The following is a 16,909-nucleotide window of genomic DNA, read 5'->3' on the forward strand; positions in this document are numbered from 1 at the left end:
CGCCCCCGGCCACCAGGCCGGGGGCGCTGGTGTGTGCCGGGAGTGCGTGTTTGGTGCCCGGAGCGCTGCTGTGGTTCCTCGGTGGCGGTGTACGCCGGGCGCGCGTCCTCGGCGTACCTCCGCCCGCCTGAGCCGTCGCCTCACCTGCGCCGGCTGTCACACCGCTCGGGCACTCGCTGCGCTTCTGGGCCACTCCACTGCCCGAGAAGCGAGGCGATCCCCGGATATCCGGGGATCGCGACAGGGCAGCTCCGCGCACGACAACGGCCCCGGACCTTGCGGTCCGGGGCCGTTGCCGTGGGGCCGGGTGGCCCGAGTCAGGGACTCGGGTCAGCCGAGCGACCCCTCGACGGTGCTCGAGATCTCAGGAGCGTTGTCGTTGTTGAAGGTGTAGATGCCGACGAACGCGGACGACGGGTCGTTCTCGTCGTTGATCGGGCCGATGCCGGACGGACCGGCGTAGCGGATCTCGCTGCCCTCCTCGAGCAGGGCGACACAGTCGGCGTAGGAGGTGCACTCCTCACCGTCGGTGGCACCCGAGACAGCCGCGTAGTTGTCGCGGACCGTCTGCGAGTCGGTGCTACCGCCGCGAACGGCAGCCAGCGCCGCCAGGATCACCGCGTCGTAGGACTCGGCGCCGTAGGCGAAGCTGTCGAGCGTGCCACCTTCGGCCTGGTCGAACCAACCGTTGAGGCGGTCCTTGAAGGACTGCTCCGGGTCGGCACCCGGGATGGTGCCCTGCGCGCCCTCGATGGTGCCGGGCTCGAAGTCCTTGCTGTAGTCCGCGGTGTTGCCGTCGGAGAAGTAGGTCTTCTGCATGTCCCAGCCCTGCGCGGCGAGCTCGGGCACGATGGCCTTGGTCTCGTCGAACGCGAGGATGACGATGGCGTCCGGGTTGCTGTTGATCGCCGCGGTGACCTCGGCCGAGAACGTGGTCTGGCCGGCCGGGAACTCGTCGCCGTCGCCCTTGCCGCCGAAGACGATCTCGCCGCCGGCCTGCTCGATGGTCTGCTGGGTGAAGTTGCGCAGACCGGTGCCGTAGGTGTCGTTGAACACCAGGAAGGCGATGCGCTGGAAGCCGTCAGAGGTGATCAGCGTGCCGAGCGCGTTGCCCTGGATGGTGTCCGGCGGGGCGGTGCGGAAGTAGAACGGCGAGTAGCCGGACAGGTCGACCGCGGTGTTCGCGGGGGAGACCTGCGTGATCTTGGCGTCGGTGAGGGTGTCGACGAAGTTCAGCGACACGCTGGACGACGCGGCGCCGATGACGACCGAAGGCTTGCTCGACACCATGGTGCCGGCGGAGGCCGTCGAGACCGACATGTCGGTCGAGTCACCGGAGTCCTCGATCTGGTGGCAGGCGTCCTTGCCGTCGACGCCGCCGGCGGCGTTGATGTCCGACACGGCGAGGCCGACACCCGCGATCTCCGGGGGACCGAGGAAGGCCAGGTTGCCCGTGAGCGGCAGGATGCCGCCGACCTTGAACGTGTCCTTGCTCGTAGCACCCCCAGCACAGACGTCGTTGGTGAAGGTCTCGTCGGTGCCTGCGTCAGAGGTGGGGCTCTCGGCTGCGGTGTCGTCGGCCGCGGGCGCGGCTTCCTCGTCCGAGCCACAGGCTGCCAGCGTCAGGCTGAGAGCGGCCGTGCTGGCCATCAGCTTGACCCAGGTGGCGGTTCTGGATCGATTCACGGGGTGAACCTTTCTGTCAGGAGTGCGCTTCACCGCTGCACAGCCCCGAGGGTGGGCGCGGCGCTGACACAGTAGGACCGGTAGGTGTGTCCGGAGTCACGCCGCACCCTGTCGTTAGCGAACCGTTACGTCAATGAAGCCACGCCGCTGCCTGAACGAGAAATGGCGCCACGATCAGGGCCGGAAGCAGGTCAGCCACGGGGATCTCGCGGATCCTCAGCAACCGCAGCCCGACGCCGACGAGAAGCAGTCCGCCGGTTGCGGTGAGCGCGGCGAGGTGGGCGTCAGGAAGGACGTCGCCCAGCAGCAGGCCGACGACCGTCAGGCTGCCCTGCACGGCGAGCACCGTGAGGGCGCTCGCCGCGACGCCCCAGCCGAAGGAGGCCGCGAACGCGATGGCGGCGAAGCCGTCCAGCGTGGCCTTGAGGAAGAGCTGGTCGGCGCCGAGCCCGAGCCCGTCGCTGAGGGACCCGAGGATGGTCAACGGTCCGGTGCAGAAGACGAGGGAGGACACCACGAAGCCCTCGATGAACCGGTGCCGCTCCACCGAGCCGACGTCGCCGGAGAGGCGGCGCTGCAGCCAGCCGCCGAGCGCCTCCACGCGCGCCTCGAGGCGCAGCAGCGAGCCCACGATCCCGCCCAGCACCAGCGAGCCGAGGACGACGAGCATGGGCGCGCTGGAGCCCACCTCGCTGGCCAGCGCCGGGTCGGTGACCGCGAGTGCCGCCAGCGCGGCGATGAGGAGCGTGACGAGCCCCAGGCAGTCGGTCACGGCGTCGCGCGTGCGCACCGGCAGCCGGTGGCCCAGGAGCACGCCGAGGCCTGCTCCGAGCAGCACGGTCACGACATTGACGGCAGTGCCGGTTCCGGCGATCACGGGTCTCCTTCGGACATGGGGGCTCCCTCCTGACAGGCGAGCGGGGTGAGCGTAGTCTCGGCCCGTTGTGCCGCGCCCGGGGAGAGGGTGGCGTGGCGGGAGAGAGACGAGGCTCGATGAAGCGGTCGCTGGTGTCCCTGCGGGAAGCCGTCCCGTCGGACGTCGAGTTGCTCGTCGCCCTCTGGGGCGACGTGCTCCGCCGGGCCGAGCCCGACGAGCAGGCGAGCGACGTCCGTTCGGTCCTGGCACGCGTCGCCGCGTCCGACGTCGAGCGCATCGTGGTCGCCGAGTACGACGGCCGGCCGGCCGGCGCGGTCTACCTGCGCGCCACGAGCGTCACCCCGCTGAACCTCGAGCCGGTGCTGCAGGCGGTCTCGCCGCACGTGCTGCCGGAGTTCCGCCGCCACGGCGTGGGTCGGGCGCTCATGGAGGCGTCGGTCGCCTTCGCCGAGGAGCTCGGCATCGCCCACATGGCCACCGGCGTGACCGCCGGGGCCCGCGACGCCAACCGCTTCATGGCCCGGCTCGCCCTGGGGCCGCACGTCCTGCTCCGGGTCGCCCCGGTGCCGACCGTCAAGGCACGGCTGAGCATCCAGCGCGGGGGTGTCCCGCGCACCAGCGGCCGCCAGCTCCCGCAGGTGCTGGCGGCGCGGCGGTCGCTGCGTCGCTCGCAGCCCACCCCGGGCTGAGCGGTGCCCGCCCGGGTCAGGAGCTGTTCGCGGCGGACCGGTCCGCGGGCACGAGGGCGCAGGTGATCCGGGACGTGCACAGCCGCCGGCCCTGCTCGTCGCTGATGACGACCTCGTAGCACGCGGAGGTGCGGCCGAGGTGGACCGCCGTGGCCACGCCGGTCACGGTGCCGGAGGTGGCCGAGCGGTGGTGGGTGGCGTTGATGTCCACTCCCACGGAGATGCGGTCGGGGGCGGCGTGCAGCGCGGACCCGACGGACCCGAGCGTCTCGGCGAGCACGACCGACGCGCCGCCGTGCAGCAGGCCGAAGGGCTGGGTGTTGCCGGCCACCGGCATGGTCGCCACGACCCGCTCGGCGGAGATCTCGACCAGCTCGATCCCCATCTTCTCGTTGAGGCCGCCCATGCCCTGCGGCAGGTACGACAGGAACTCCTCGACGGTCGGCGCGGGGCGCTCGCTGGGGGTCATGGCGGCCATTCTGGCCCACGGCGAAGGCGTCGGGGACGGCGGCTAGAGTCGGCGGGTGCCCGCGACCGACAGCCGCCCCCGCCTGCTCCTCCTCGACGGCCACTCGCTGGCCTACCGTGCCTTCTTCGCGCTCCCGGTCGAGAACTTCTCGACCACGACGGGCCAGCACACCAACGCGGTCTACGGCTTCACCTCGATGCTCATCAACGTGCTGCGCGACGAGCAGCCCACGCACGTCGGCGTCGCGTTCGACCTGTCCCGCCAGACGTTCCGCGCCGCCGAGTACTCCGACTACAAGGCCAAGCGCAACAAGACGCCCGACGAGTTCAGCAGCCAGCTGCCGCTGATCCAGGAGGTCCTCGACGCGCTGCGGATCCCCCACCTCGTCAAGGAGGGCTTCGAGGCGGACGACATCATCGCCACCCTCACGACGCAGGCGGTCGAGCGCGGCCTCGACGTGCTGATCCTCACCGGCGACCGCGACTCGCTCCAGCTCGTCGGTGAGCACTCCACGGTGCTCTACCCCATGAAGGGCGTCTCCGACCTCGCGCGGATGACCCCCGAGGCGGTCGAGACGAAGTACGGCGTCCCGCCGGCGCGCTACCCCGAGCTGGCGGCGCTCGTGGGCGAGACGTCCGACAACCTCCCCGGCGTCCCCGGGGTCGGCCCCAAGACCGCCGCCAAGTGGATCGCCCAGTTCGACGGGCTCGACAACGTGGTGGCCCACGCCGACCAGGTCAAGGGCAAGGCCGGCGAGAACCTCCGCGCCCACCTCGGCGACGTCATCCGCAACCGCCGGCTCAACGCCCTCGTCCGCGACCTCGACCTCGAGGTCGGGCCCGAGGACCTCGTCGTGCGGCCGTGGGACCGCCACGAGGTCCACACGCTCTTCGACGGCCTGGAGTTCCGGGTGCTGCGCGACCGCCTCTTCGAGACCCTCGAGTCCGAGGAGGAGACGGTCGACTCCGGCTTCGCGCTGGCCGGCGCCCGGCTCGGCGCCGGCGAGGTCGCCGACTGGCTGGCCGCGCACGCCGCCCCGGCGGGCCCCGACGGTCCGCGGACGGGCGTCTCCGTCCAGGGCTCGTGGCGGGCCGGCAGCGGCGAGGTGCGCGCCGTCGCGCTCGCCGCGCAGGACGGCACCGCCGCGTGGATCGACGCCGCCGAGGTGACTCCCGACGACGACGCGGCGCTGGTCACCTGGTTCGGCGACCCAGAGGCCGCCAAGGTGCTCCACGACGCCAAGGGCCCGATGCTGGCGCTCGCCGCCCGCGGCTGGCCGCTCCACGGCCTCGTCAGCGACACCGCGCTCGCGGCGTACCTCGTGCGGCCGGACCAGCGCTCCTACGACCTGGCCGACCTCACGCTGCGCTACCTCAAGCGCGAGCTGCGGCAGGAGTCCGGCGACGGCGACCAGCTCAGCCTCGACGGCCTCGACGACAACGACGCCGCGGAGACCGAGATGCTGCGCGCCCGGGCGGTCCTCGACCTCGCGGAGGCGCTCGACGAGGCGGTCGAGGAGCACGGTGGCACCCGACTCCTCGCCGAAGTCGAGCTGCCGCTCGTCGACCTGCTGGCCACCATGGAGCAGACCGGCATCGCCGTCGACGTCGACCACCTCGAGGCGCTCGAGTCCCACTTCGCCGACGAGGTGCGGGCGGCCGCCCAGGAGGCGTACGGCGTCATCGGCAAGGAGATCAACCTCGGCTCGCCCAAGCAGCTGCAGGTGGTGCTCTTCGACGAGCTCGACATGCCCAAGACCAAGCGCACCAAGACCGGGTACACCACGGACGCCGACGCGCTGCAGCAGCTCTACGAGAAGACCGAGCACCCCTTCCTCGTGGCGCTGCTGCGCCACCGCGACGTGTCCCGGCTCCGGCAGACCATCGAGGGGCTGCTCAAGACGGTGGCCGCGGACGGGCGGATCCACACCACGTTCAACCAGACGATCGCCGCCACCGGCCGGCTCTCGAGCACCGACCCCAACCTGCAGAACATCCCGATCCGCACCGAGGAGGGTCGCCGGATCCGGGAGGGCTTCGTGGTCGGCCCTGGCTTCGACTGCCTGATGACGGCCGACTACAGCCAGATCGAGATGCGCATCATGGCCCACCTCTCCGAGGACGAGCTGCTGATCGAGGCGTTCCGCTCGGGCCAGGACTTCCACTCGATCACCGCCGCCCGGGTCTTCGGCGTCGACGCCGAGGACGTCACCGTCGAGATGCGCGCCAAGATCAAGGCGATGAACTACGGCCTCGCCTACGGATTGTCGGCCTTCGGGCTCGGCCAGCAGCTGCGCATCGAGCCGGGCGAGGCGCGCGGCCTCATGGACGAGTACTTCGAGACCTTCGGCGGCGTGCGCGACTACCTCGCCGGCGTCGTCGACGAGGCCCGGCGCTCGGGCTTCACCGAGACGATCCGGGGCCGTCGCCGCTACCTGCCCGACCTCACCAGCGACAACCGGCAGCGCCGCGAGATGGCGGAGCGGATGGCGCTCAACGCGCCGATCCAGGGCTCGGCCGCCGACCTCATCAAGGTGGCCATGCTCAACGTCGACCGGGCCCTGTCGGAGTCCGGCCTCGCCTCACGGATGCTGCTGCAGGTCCACGACGAGCTCGTGCTCGAGGTGGCCGAGGGCGAGCGTGACGCGCTCGAGGCGCTGGTACGCGAGCAGATGGCGGGCGCCGCCGACCTCGCGGTGCCGCTCGACGTCTCGGTCGGCACCGGCCGCAGCTGGCACGACGCCGCCCACTGAGGCGGGCCCGTCAGCGCGGTGCGTCCGCCGGCTCGGAGTCGTCCGTCGGGGCGGGGCTCCGGAGCAGGACCAGGCTGGTGCCGGCGAGCAGCACCAGCAGGGTGAGGTCCACGGTGAGCACCCGGGCCAGCAGCCCGCCGAGCGACGTCGCGGTCGACCCGATGGCGATGAGCGTCGCCAGCGCCAGCCAGATGACGTAGACCGATCGACGCCCCTGCCGCGCGACCACGCTGTAGACGAGCAGCTGCAGCATGGCGAGCGCCGTGCCGAGCACCGCGAAGAGCCACAGCCGCGACTGGATGTCGGAGTAGTCGTCCCCGCCCACGAACACCAGCGCGAGCTCGGGCAGCAGCCAGGCGCCCCCGACCGCCGCGGCGCCCAGAACTGCGACGAGGCCGAGGGCCCGGCCGAGGGCGCGTCGTCGCGCGCCGGTCGAGGACATGGCGGGGAACGCGAGCACGACGACGAACTGCGGCAGGAAGAGCACGGCCTTGGTGAGGATGAGTCCGCCCGCGTAGAGGCCGGCGGCACGGTCGTCGAGCACGTTGCGCGCGACGACCACGTCGACGTTGCTGAGGGCGAAGTACGCGAACAGGGCCTGTGAGTTGTGGACGGCCTCCCGGAGCACTGGGCGGGTGGCGTGGTCGCCCGCCGTCTTGCCCGCCTGGCGGCGGTGGCGGAGAGCGTGCCAGCCGACGAGGCACGGAACGAACTGGCCGAGAACCACGCCCAGTACGGCGTTCAGCTCTGACGGCTGCCACAGCAGCAGCGAGGTGCCGATCAGCAGTCGGGGCACCCCGTTGGCGACGTACAGCAGAGCCAGCGGCACCCAGCGCCGTTCGCCCTGCAGGATCCCGGCCTGGCCGCCCATGACGGTCATGGGCGCAGCAGTGACTGCCACGAGGGCGGCGATCGTGAGGTTGTCCAGCCGGAGCACCAGGTTGATGACCGGGGTCAGCAGCAGGCACACGGCGCCGACGCCGATGGCGGCGCGGTAGGTCACCCGCAGGATCGAGTACTCGATCTCTCCGACCCGCTCCGGTTCGGCCGAGATACGGCGCGCGGCGGTCGCCTGCAGTCCCAGGGGCAGCACGCTGACGACCAGCAGTGCGGCCATCAGGCTGGCGAACGCGCCGTAGGACCCCGGGCCGAGGAGGCGGGCCGCGATGATCGTGTACCCGTACGTGCCGAGGTTCATCAGGCCGATGGCCACGGCGATCGAGCCGGCGCCGACCAGCCAGGGCGGCAGCGACCTCCTCGTCTTGCTCACGCGGCGAGCCTAGACTCTGCGCACGTGACGGGAGGGAGGGCGGGTCGACGGCTGCGCGTCCCGCCTGCCGCGTCCGTCGCCGGTGCGGTCCCGGCCGTGTGGACCGTCGCCCTGTCGCTGCTGCTGCTCGGTCCCGCGCTGGGTCCGGGCCACGTCCTCGCCTACGACATGGTGTGGGTCCCCGACCTGGCGCTGCGGCCGGACTTCCTCGGTGTCGGCAGCGCGCTGCCGCGGGCGGTGCCCTCCGACGCCGTCGTCGCCGTGCTCGACGAGGTCGTGCCGGGCGCGGTGCTCCAGGACCTGGTGCTGCTCGGCGCCCTGGTGGCCGGCGGGCTCGGCGCGGTGCGGCTCGCCGGCGACGCCGGCCTCGTGGGGCGCTGCCTCGCCGCGGCGCTGTTCGTCTGGAACCCCTTCACCGTCGAGAGGCTGCTGCTGGGCCACTGGCCCACCCTCGTGGGGTACGCCGTGCTGCCCTGGCTGGCGCTGGCCGCCCGGCAGGCCCGGCGCACCGGACGGGTGCCGGCCGGGCTCCTCGTGCTGCTCCCGCTCGGCTCGCTCAGCGCGAGCGCCGGACTCGCCACCGCGGTGGTCCTGCTGACCTTCGGCCTCGGGCGCTCCCGCACGTGGGGGCTGCTCGTGGGGCTGGCGGTGGCGGCCAACCTGCCCTGGGCCGTGTCGGGGCTGCTCCACGCAGGCGCCGCCACCACCGACCCCGCCGGCGCCACCGCCTTCGCCCTCCGGGCCGAGGGGCCGCTGCCCGCCCCGCTGACCGCGCTGGGTCTCGGCGGGGTCTGGAACGCCGAGACCGTGCCCGCGACCAGGGAGGGCCCGCTCGGGCTGCTGGCCCTGCTGGTGCTGGTAGCCCTCGCGGCGCTCGGCGCCCGCGGCTGGGCAAACCGCTGGGGTCGCCGGGACGTCGCGGCCTTCGCGGCCTGCTGGGTCGTCGGCTGGGGCCTGGCGGTGCTGACCTGGCTGGCGCCGGACGCCGTCGCCTGGCTGGGGGCCGAGGTCCCGGGCGGGGGGCTGCTCCGTGACGGGAGCCGGCTGCTGGGACTGTCGGCCCTCGCGCTCGTGCCGCTCGTGGCGGCCGGGGGAGACCGGCTCTCCGGCTGGTTCGACGTCGCCTGGCAGCGCGTGCTCGTCGGCAGCGTGCTGGCGCTGCTGCCGGTGGCCCTCATGCCCGACGCGGCCTGGGGTGTCTCCGGGCGGCTCGCGGCCACCGACTACCCCCCGTCGTACGCCGCGGCGCGCGAGGCCGTCGGCGATGCGGAGGGCGCCGACGTCCTGGTCCTGCCGTTCAGCAGCTACCGCGCGCCGGCGTGGAACGAGGGCCGCAAGGTGCTCGACCCGCTGGGGCGCTACCTGCGGCCCGACTTCGTCGCCAGCGACGAGCTGGTGGTGTCGGGCGTGACGATCGCGGGGGAGGACCCACGGGGTGCTCAGGTCCGGGAGGCGCTGGGCGCGCCCACACCGCAGCAGCGCGCCGAGGCACTGGCGGACCTCGGCGTCGGGGTGGTGGTCCGCGACGACTCGGCGCCCGGCCCGGCGCCGGACGTGGCCGGGACCGAGGTCGTCCGGACGGGCGACCTCGTCGTCACCCGGCTGGCCGATCCGGCGCCGGCGGAAGCCCCGCCGACCTGGGTGGCGGCCATGGCCGCAGCGTGGCTGGGCTGGCTCGGGTCGCTGCTCGCCGGTGTGATGTTGCTCGCACTCCGGCGGCGTCGCCCGCCTGCGAGGGGCGCTCACGTGTCTCGTTGACGTTCGCCGATGACGGGAAGACCTGCAGTCCGCTGCTACAGTCGGCGTCGATCAAGGGAGGGTCAACCAGTGGGAACCAGCATCATCGGCGGGATCGCCGCGCTCATGCTCGGCTCTGCCGTTGCGGGCGCCACCGTCTTCGGACTCGTCTCGGCGCAGAACAGCGCGCCGTCGCAGTCGCCGGCCAACGTCAACCAGCCGGTCATCGAGTACGGCCAGAACTGACCTCACCGGTCACACCGGCCGGCCCGCTGCCCGTTCCTACTCGTCCGGGTCCTGGCCGCTCTCGGTGTGCCCGGTCATCGCTGACGCCAGCACCTGGGCGAAGGACCCTCGGGCGTGCCCCCAGGTGAACCGGTCGCTCATGTCGCGCGCGCCGGCGGCCAGTTGCGCCCGCAGGTCGCCGTCGGTGAGCACCGCGCGCAGGTGGTCGACGAACTGCTCCTCGTCGTGCGCCAGCAGACCTGAGCGGCCGTCCTCGATGGACTCGCGGGTGCCGCCGGCCGACGAGTAGGCCACGGTCGGGGTGCCGTGCATCCCCGCCTCCCCGACGACGAGTCCCCAGCCCTCCTTCAGGGACGGCAGCGCCATCAGCCACGACGCGGCGTAGACCTCCTGCTTGCGCCGCTCGCTGACGTGCCCGGCGAACTCGACGACGTCCGATGCCCCCAGCCGCTGCACGTGGTTGCGCAGCTCGTCCTCCCACCAGCCCGAGCCGACCACCGTGAGCCGCAGCCCCGGCACCTCCTCGCGCAGGGCCACGCAGGCGTCGATGGCGTGCTCGACCTGCTTGTGCGGCACGAGCCGGCCGACGGTGCACATGGAGGGCTCGGCGCTGCGCTGGGTGGCCACGGGCAGCGCGGGCTCCGTGCCGTTGTGCACCACCGCGATCCGGGCCCGGTCGACGCCGAGCTCCACCAGCTCGTCCCGTGTCGCCTGCGACACCGCGACGTACTGGCAGCGCCGGTAGAGCCGCGGCGAGAGCCGGCTCTCGATCCACCAGCCGATCTTGCCGGTCAGCCCCGGGTAGACGACCGGCCACTGCTCGCGGTGGACGTGGTGGACCAGCACCACGACCGGCTTGCGGGTGAGCAGCCGCGTGAAGAACGGCAGGCCGTTCTGGACGTCGACGACACCGTCGATCCTGCCGAACCGGCGCATCAGCAGGCACAGCATGCCCTTGAGGTAGACGCTCGTCTTCGAGCCGCGACGGACGAACCGCAGCCCGTCGACCACCTCGTTCGCGGGTGCCTCGTCGTGCGCGGCACAGAAGATCGTGACGCGGGCGCCGCGCTCGAGGAGCCCGCGGGCGACCTGCTCGAGGTAGACCTCCGCGCCCCCGCCCTCGGGGTTGCGGGTGTCCCGCCAGCTGAAGAAGACGACGTGGCGGCCTTCGAAGGAGCCCAGGTAGTGCATCGGCCCAACGTTACCGGTGCGTCAGGTAGGGTCGCGGCGTGCTGCGCCCCTCGACCCCTGTCGCGGCGTGGCGGGCCTCGTGGGGGCGATCGGTCCGGCTGCTGCGCGAGTTCCGCTACGAGCAGCCCGACCCCGCCCGCTTCTACACGGCGATCGCCGAGGACTCGGTCGGCCAGCTCTCTCAGTACGTCGACCTCGACGGCTCGGTGATGCTCGACGTCGGCGGTGGCCCCGGCTACTTCCGCGATGCCTTCGCCCGGGTGGGGGCGACCTACTTCGCCCTCGACGCGGACGTGGGCGAGCTGGCGGGGACGGGGCGGATCGCGGAGAACACTGTCGTCGGCAGCGGCATGCAGCTGCCGTTCGCGGACGACTCCGTCGACGTCGCCTACTCGTCCAACGTGCTCGAGCACGTCGTCGACCCGTGGCTGATGGCCCAGGAGATGCTGCGCGTCACCCGGCCCGGCGGCGTGGCCTTCATCAGCTACACCGTGTGGTACGGACCGTGGGGCGGCCACGAGACGGCGCCGTGGCACTACCTGTCGGGTGGCTACGCGCGCCGGCGCTACGCCCGCCGCCACGGCCACGAGCCCAAGAACAAGTACGGCGAGTCGCTCTACAAGGTGACCGTCCGCGACGGCCTGCGCTGGGCTCGCCACCAGCAGGCCGCCGGGGTGGCCGACGTGGTCGCGGCGATGCCTCGCTACAACCCTCGCGGCACCTGGTGGCTGCTGCGGGTGCCCGGGGTCCGGGAGGTGGCGACGTGGAACCTGGCCCTCGTGCTGCGGAAGCGCTGACGCGCCCGCGCCCGGAGGCCTCACGCCTGGGACTTCGCTCGGCCGCGGTGGTTGTCCTGCTGGTCGGCCTCGCCTTCGTGCAGAACCCCGGGTTCCTGGTCGCCGACACCAAGTTCGACCTCGCCGAGGAGCCGGTCCGCTTCCTCGAACGCGCGCTGCACCTGTGGGACCCGGTCGGGGCCTTCGGCCAGCTCCAGAACCAGGCCTACGGCTACCTGTGGCCGATGGGACCGTTCTTCGCCCTCGGTGACCTGCTCTCGCTCGACGGGTGGGTCGTGCAGCGGCTGTGGCTGGCGCTGGTGATGGTCACGGCGTTTCTCGGCGCGACCCGCGTCGTACGGGAGCTGGGGGTCCGGTCCGACCTGGCCTGCCTCGTCGCGGGACTGGCCTACGCGCTCTCGCCCCGGCTGCTCAGCACGCTGGGTCCGATCTCCATCGAGGCCTGGCCGAGCGCCGTGGCGCCGTGGGTGCTGCTGCCGCTCGTGATCGGCGCCTCCCGCGGCTCGGCCAGGAGGATGGCGCTGCTGGCGGGTCTCGGCGTCGCGGCCGTCGGCGGCGTCAATGCCGTGGCCACGTTCGCGGTGATCCCGGTCGGCGCCGTGTGGCTGCTGACCCGCTCGCCCGGGCCGCGTCGGCGTGCGCTGATGCTGTGGTGGCCCGTCTTCACGCTGCTCGGCACGCTGTGGTGGCTCGTCCCGCTGTTCGTCATGGGCGCCTACAGCCCGCCGTTCCTCGACTTCATCGAGACCGCGTCGGTGACGACGTTCCCGACCACGCCGTTCGACGCGCTGCGCGGCACCTCGGCCTGGGTGCCCTACCTCGACCCCACCTGGCAGGGGGGCGTCGAGACGGTGCGCACCGGGTACCTCGCCCTCAACAGTGGCGTGCTGCTGATGCTCGGGCTGGTCGGCCTGGCTGCCCGCGACAACCCGCACCGGCTCTTCCTCGCCGCCTCGCTCTGCCTGGGGCTGCTGCTGGTGACGATGGGCCACCAGGGCTCCACCGAGGGCTGGTTCGCCGGCGTGCTGAACGCGCAGCTCGACCAGGTTCTCGCGCCCCTGCGCAACGTGCACAAGTTCGACCCGGTCGTGCGCCTGCCCCTGGTGGTGGGGCTCGCCTGGGCCGTCGACCGGGCAGTCGCAGCATGGTCGGCGCGGGAGCCGCGTCGCCGGCTCACCGGCTCCCCCCTGCCGGTCGTGGGACTGACGGTCGTCGCCCTGGCCGGCACCACTCTGCCCGCGGTCACGGGCAGCCTGACGACGACCCGCCCGGTCGTCGAGACGCCCGGCTACTGGCAGGAGACCGCAGCCTGGCTCGCCGACCGGCCGGGGGACGAGGTGGCGCTGCTGGCGCCGGGGTCCAGCTTCGGGTCCTACCTGTGGGGGGAGCCGCGCGACGAGCCGATGCAGTACCTCGCCCGGTCGCCGTGGGCGGTGCGCAACGCCATCCCGCTCACGCCGCCCGGCAACATCCGGATGCTCGACGCGTTCGAGCGTCGGCTCGCCCAGGGCGAGCCCTCCACCGGGCTGGCGGACTACCTGCGCCGGATGGGGGTGCGCTACGTCGTCGTCCGCAACGACCTGAGCCCCGTCTCGGGAGCCCCCGACCCGGCGCTGGTGCGGCAGGCGCTGTCCGGTTCCCCCGACGTGCGCCTCGTGACGGCGTTCGGTCCGGTCGTGGGCGGCGAGCCCTCGCTGCGCGGCGCGCAGGGCCGGGTCGTCGTCGACGGGGGTTGGCAGACCACGCGCCGGGCGATCGAGGTCTACGAGGTGGCCGGGGCGTCGCGGGTCGTGGCCGCGGACCGGCTCCCCGTCGTGGTCGGCGGACCGGAGGACCTGCTGGACCTGTCCGACGCCGGGATCCTCCGCGCCGAGCCGACCCGGCTCGCGGTCGACCTGGCCCCCGACGAGCAACCGTCGGGGGCAGTCGTGCTGACCGACGGCCTGCTCGACCGCGAGCGTTCGTTCGGTCGCGTCCACGACGCCTACTCGTCCGTGCGCACCCCGGGCGACGTGCCGCGCTCGGGCAATCCCACGGCGGACTACGGGCTCGACCCCGGCACCCGGTGGCGCACCACGGCGCGGCTGGTCGGGGCCCGGTCCCTGGCGGCGTCGTCCTCCACGGCGGACTCCGACCGGCTCGGAGGGAGCCGCCCCGGCGAGCTGCCGTACGCCGCGGTCGACGGTTCCCCCTCCACGTCGTGGGTGGCGGGGGCGGACGGCCCGGCCTGGTGGGAGGTGCGCCTCGACGAGTCGACGTACGTCGACATGGTCGAGGTCACGGTGCGGCGTGGCCGCCCAGGTCAGGTGGTTCGGGTCCGGACGGCCGCCGGTGCGGGGGAGCCCGTGGCCGTCAACTCCGGGACGACGACCCGGATCCCGGTGCCTCCGGGCGAGACCGGGTGGATCCGGGTGGAGGACGCGGGCGGTGCGGCCGCCTTCTCGCTGGCCGAGGTGGTGTGGGACGGCCGGGACGTGGACCGGCAGCTGGTGCTGCCGGCGCTGCCCCAGGAGTGGGGGGCGCCGGACGCCGTGCTGCTCCGGGCGCTGCGCGACCACCGGACCGGGTGCGCGACCGTCGCGGGCGCGGCCCGATGCCTCGAGAGTCGCGCCAGACCCTCGGAGGAGCCGCTGCGCATGACCCGCGTCGTCCCGCTGCAGGCACGGGACATGTCGTACCCACTCTCGGTGACGGCGGTGCCCCGCCCGGGTGCTTCCCTGTCGGCCCTGGTCCAGCGTGACCGGTTGGTCACTGCTGCCACGTCTTCGGAGGGCCCGCCCGACGCGCGGGCATCTGCGGCGGCCGCCGTCGACGGCGACCCGGGTACGGCGTGGTCGGCCGCGCTCGACGATGCCACCCCCCAGCTGGCCCTCGTGTGGCTCGGCGAGCGCCGGATCACCGGCCTCAGGGTCCGCCGTGACCCCGGCATGCCGGTCCGCCTCCCCACCGTCGTCCGGCTGAGCTGGGACGGCGGCTCGCGGACAGTCGACCTCGGCCCGGACGGGCGGGCAACCTTCCCGCCGACGCGCGCCGACGGGCTCAGGGTGCGGGTGCTGGAGGCCGAGGATGCCGTCTCCGTCGAGCCCGACGGATCGAGCACCCCACTTCCGGTCGGCGTGGGGGAGATCCGGCTGCGCGGGGCCGACATCCTCCCCGTCCCCCCGTCACCCGACGTCCGTCTCTGGGACTGCGGCACCGGCCCCACGCTGACCGTCAACGGCCGCCGGTTGCGGACTGCCCTCCAGGCGAGCCCCGCCGAGCTGTTCGGCATGACCGCGGTGCCCGCCGTACCGTGCCGACGCGACACGGTCCGTCTGGAGCCCGGCGAGAACGTGGTCGTCGCCGAGGCCAGCGAGGTGGCGGCGCCGGACACGATCCGGCTCGGCGAGCTGGGACCGGTGCAGCCCGCGGCACGGGTCGTGCCCGTCGACACCGAGCGCCCGGACCCCGTCACGCGGCGCTTCGACCCGATTCCCGGGGCCACGGTCGTGGCGACGCGCGAGAACGCCAACCCGGGCTGGCAGGTCGACGACGTGGACGCGGCCACGCCGGTCGTCCTCGACGGGTGGCAGCAGGGCTGGCGGGTCGACGGCAGCGGGGAGCCCCTGGTGACCCGCTTCGCCCCCGACGACGGCTACCGCCTCGGACTGGCCTCCGGTGCCGTGCTGCTGGTGCTTCTCCTGGGCCTCGCCCTGGTCCCGGCCCGGCGGTGGCCCGGTGCCGACCGTCCGGCCACGCAGCCCCGCCGGGTGCCGAGCGTCGCCCTGGGGGTAGCGGCCGTCCTGGTCTCCGGCCTGCTCGTGGGCTGGCCCGGCGTCGCCTGCGCCCTGCTGGCCGCCGGCCTGGCCCGGGCGGCTCGCAGCACAGTGCTCGACGAGCTGGTCACCTGGCTGACCGGCGGGCTGGTCGTGGTGGCGGCGTCGGCGTACTTCCTCCGCCCGTGGGGTTCGGTCGACGGCTGGGCGGGCGAGCTGGCCTGGCCGCACTACCTGGTCGCGTTGGCCGTGTCCTTCGTCGTGCTCCGCGCCGGGAGCCGCAGGCCGCGCAGCCGCATCGCCGGCAGCTCCACCACGCGGTAGAGCGCCTCGGCGGCGATGACCGACAGCGCGAGCGTCAGCAGCCAGATCTGCAGCATGTTGCCGCCGAAGAGCGGGTAGTCGGTGACCCACATGACGAAGTGCAGCACGCCCATGTGCACCAGGAAGACGCCGTAGGAGACGTGGCCGAGGTGACGCAGGGCAGGGTGCCCCATGACCCTGCTGTAGCGGCCGCCCGGGGCGGCGAAGATGCCGGGCAGCACCACGAGCGTGCCGACGGCCGCGTACAGCAGGTTCTTGGTGAGTGCCTCGAACTCGGTGGCCGGCAGCAGCAGCTTGGGACCGGCGACCGAGGTGCCGGCGACGAGCAGCAGGCCGAGCGCGATCGTCCAGCACACACCGGGACTGACGGCGAGCTCCCGCACCAGCCTGGGGACGCGACCGCCGCGCTCGGGCGCGACCTGCAGCGTGGCGAGGCCGATGCCGGCGCCGAACCAGGTGAGGAAGGCGGGGAGCCACTCGTTGACGTGCCCCCCTCCCACGGGTACCTCGGCGGACAGCCACAGCAGCCACGCCACGTTGAGCACCACCATCGCGACGAGAAGCGTGAGGATTCTCCATGCGGGCAGCCGACGGCCGGCGACCACCGCCAGCATGAGCAGCGGGAGCACCACGTAGAACGCCACCTCGGTGGCGAGGCTCCAGATCTGCGTCAGGCCGTACGGCAGGGGACCCGACACGTAGATGTCGGTCATGGTGAGCGCGATCGCCCAGTCGGCGGGCCCCAGGTCCTCGTTGCTGGTGATGAGGGCCAGGCAGAGCACGGCGACCACGACGTACGCCGGGACGATGCGCAGGAACCGCTTCCAGAAGTACCGGCCGACAGCCGGGCCGGGCAGTCCCGCACGCGAGCGTGCGAGCCATGGCCGCGAGAGGAGGAAGCCGGACAGTACGAAGAACACCGCGACCCCGACGTCGAGCCGCGCCAGGAAGGAGCCCCAGGCTCCGTTCCTCTCGTAGGCGCCGGCCCAGAAGGCGGCGTGAGTGGTGAGCACTGCCAGCGCCCCGACCGCGCGCATCGTGTCGAGGACCGGGAAGTTCTCGGCCAGCTGGGTGTGCGCGACATTCTCGGCGCTGATCGTCCGGGTCACTGCCACC

General features: G+C 73.2%; 12 protein-coding genes. 6 read left to right on the plus strand and 6 right to left on the minus strand.

The annotated features are described in order from the left end of the window. Nucleotides 1–330 precede the first annotated feature (330 nt). Nucleotides 331–1,686, minus strand: a complete 1,356-nt coding sequence (locus ACFP2E_RS03620) for an ABC transporter substrate-binding protein (protein WP_378521238.1) — start codon at nucleotides 1,684–1,686, stop codon at nucleotides 331–333. A 130-nt stretch (nucleotides 1,687–1,816) separates the two neighbouring features. Next, nucleotides 1,817–2,563: a DUF554 domain-containing protein gene (locus ACFP2E_RS03625; protein ID WP_378521237.1), complete on the minus strand. Its 747-nt coding sequence runs from the start codon at nucleotides 2,561–2,563 to the stop codon at nucleotides 1,817–1,819. 116 nt (nucleotides 2,564–2,679) lie between these two features. Here ACFP2E_RS03625 and ACFP2E_RS03630 point away from each other — a divergent pair, with 116 nt between their 5' ends. Further along, the gene (locus tag ACFP2E_RS03630; protein ID WP_378521236.1) at nucleotides 2,680–3,252 is read left to right on the plus strand and encodes a GNAT family N-acetyltransferase; all 573 of its coding nucleotides are present in this window, start codon (nucleotides 2,680–2,682) and stop codon (nucleotides 3,250–3,252) included. 16 nt (nucleotides 3,253–3,268) lie between these two features. Here ACFP2E_RS03630 and ACFP2E_RS03635 read toward each other — a convergent pair whose 3' ends face one another. Beyond that, entirely contained in the window at nucleotides 3,269–3,721 is a 453-nt protein-coding gene (locus ACFP2E_RS03635) for a hotdog fold thioesterase (RefSeq protein WP_378521235.1), read from the minus strand. A gap of 55 nt (nucleotides 3,722–3,776) precedes the next feature. Between ACFP2E_RS03635 and polA the strand changes: the two genes are divergently transcribed. Further along, nucleotides 3,777–6,473: a DNA polymerase I gene (gene polA / locus ACFP2E_RS03640; RefSeq protein WP_378521234.1), complete on the plus strand. Its 2,697-nt coding sequence runs from the start codon at nucleotides 3,777–3,779 to the stop codon at nucleotides 6,471–6,473. Between the two features lie 10 nt (nucleotides 6,474–6,483). Here polA and ACFP2E_RS03645 read toward each other — a convergent pair whose 3' ends face one another. Beyond that, the gene (locus ACFP2E_RS03645; RefSeq protein WP_378521233.1) at nucleotides 6,484–7,743 is read right to left on the minus strand and encodes an oligosaccharide flippase family protein; all 1,260 of its coding nucleotides are present in this window, start codon (nucleotides 7,741–7,743) and stop codon (nucleotides 6,484–6,486) included. A 24-nt stretch (nucleotides 7,744–7,767) separates the two neighbouring features. Between ACFP2E_RS03645 and ACFP2E_RS03650 the strand changes: the two genes are divergently transcribed. Then, nucleotides 7,768–9,501: a hypothetical protein gene (locus ACFP2E_RS03650; protein ID WP_378521232.1), complete on the plus strand. Its 1,734-nt coding sequence runs from the start codon at nucleotides 7,768–7,770 to the stop codon at nucleotides 9,499–9,501. A 69-nt stretch (nucleotides 9,502–9,570) separates the two neighbouring features. Further along, nucleotides 9,571–9,726 (plus strand): DUF2613 family protein, encoded by a 156-nt coding sequence (locus ACFP2E_RS03655; protein ID WP_378521231.1) that lies wholly within the window; start codon nucleotides 9,571–9,573, stop codon nucleotides 9,724–9,726. 36 nt (nucleotides 9,727–9,762) lie between these two features. On the opposite strand, the gene ACFP2E_RS03660 is transcribed toward ACFP2E_RS03655, so the two are convergent. Further along, nucleotides 9,763–10,917, minus strand: a complete 1,155-nt coding sequence (locus ACFP2E_RS03660) for a glycosyltransferase family 4 protein (protein WP_378521230.1) — start codon at nucleotides 10,915–10,917, stop codon at nucleotides 9,763–9,765. A 38-nt stretch (nucleotides 10,918–10,955) separates the two neighbouring features. On the opposite strand from ACFP2E_RS03660, the gene ACFP2E_RS03665 reads away from it, so the two are divergent. Together ACFP2E_RS03665 and ACFP2E_RS03670 are read left to right on the plus strand one after the other, a co-directional pair. After that, nucleotides 10,956–11,714, plus strand: a complete 759-nt coding sequence (locus tag ACFP2E_RS03665; RefSeq protein WP_378521229.1) for a class I SAM-dependent methyltransferase — start codon at nucleotides 10,956–10,958, stop codon at nucleotides 11,712–11,714. A 47-nt stretch (nucleotides 11,715–11,761) separates the two neighbouring features. Further along, complete coding sequence (locus ACFP2E_RS03670; protein ID WP_378521228.1) at nucleotides 11,762–15,793, plus strand: alpha-(1->3)-arabinofuranosyltransferase family protein; 4,032 nt, start codon at nucleotides 11,762–11,764, stop codon at nucleotides 15,791–15,793. On the opposite strand, the gene ACFP2E_RS03675 is transcribed toward ACFP2E_RS03670, so the two are convergent. Further along, nucleotides 15,700–16,908 (minus strand): acyltransferase family protein, encoded by a 1,209-nt coding sequence (locus ACFP2E_RS03675; RefSeq protein ID WP_378521227.1) that lies wholly within the window; start codon nucleotides 16,906–16,908, stop codon nucleotides 15,700–15,702. The genes ACFP2E_RS03670 and ACFP2E_RS03675 overlap by 94 nt on opposite strands. Between the last annotated feature and the right edge of the window lies 1 nt (nucleotide 16,909).

Origin of the sequence: Nocardioides sp. GCM10027114 (genome assembly GCF_042659625.1) — a bacterium.
In the GTDB taxonomy this organism is placed as follows: domain Bacteria; phylum Actinomycetota; class Actinomycetes; order Propionibacteriales; family Nocardioidaceae; genus Nocardioides.

Excerpts from the sequence above, each read along its gene's own strand:
- ACFP2E_RS03630 (WP_378521236.1), top strand. The coding sequence starts at position 2,680 with ATGAAGCGGTCGCTGGTGTCCCTGCGGGAAGCCGTCCCGTCGGACGTC.
- ACFP2E_RS03635 (WP_378521235.1), bottom strand. The coding sequence starts at position 3,721 with ATGACCCCCAGCGAGCGCCCCGCGCCGACCGTCGAGGAGTTCCTGTCG.
- ACFP2E_RS03660 (WP_378521230.1), bottom strand. The coding sequence starts at position 10,917 with ATGCACTACCTGGGCTCCTTCGAAGGCCGCCACGTCGTCTTCTTCAGC.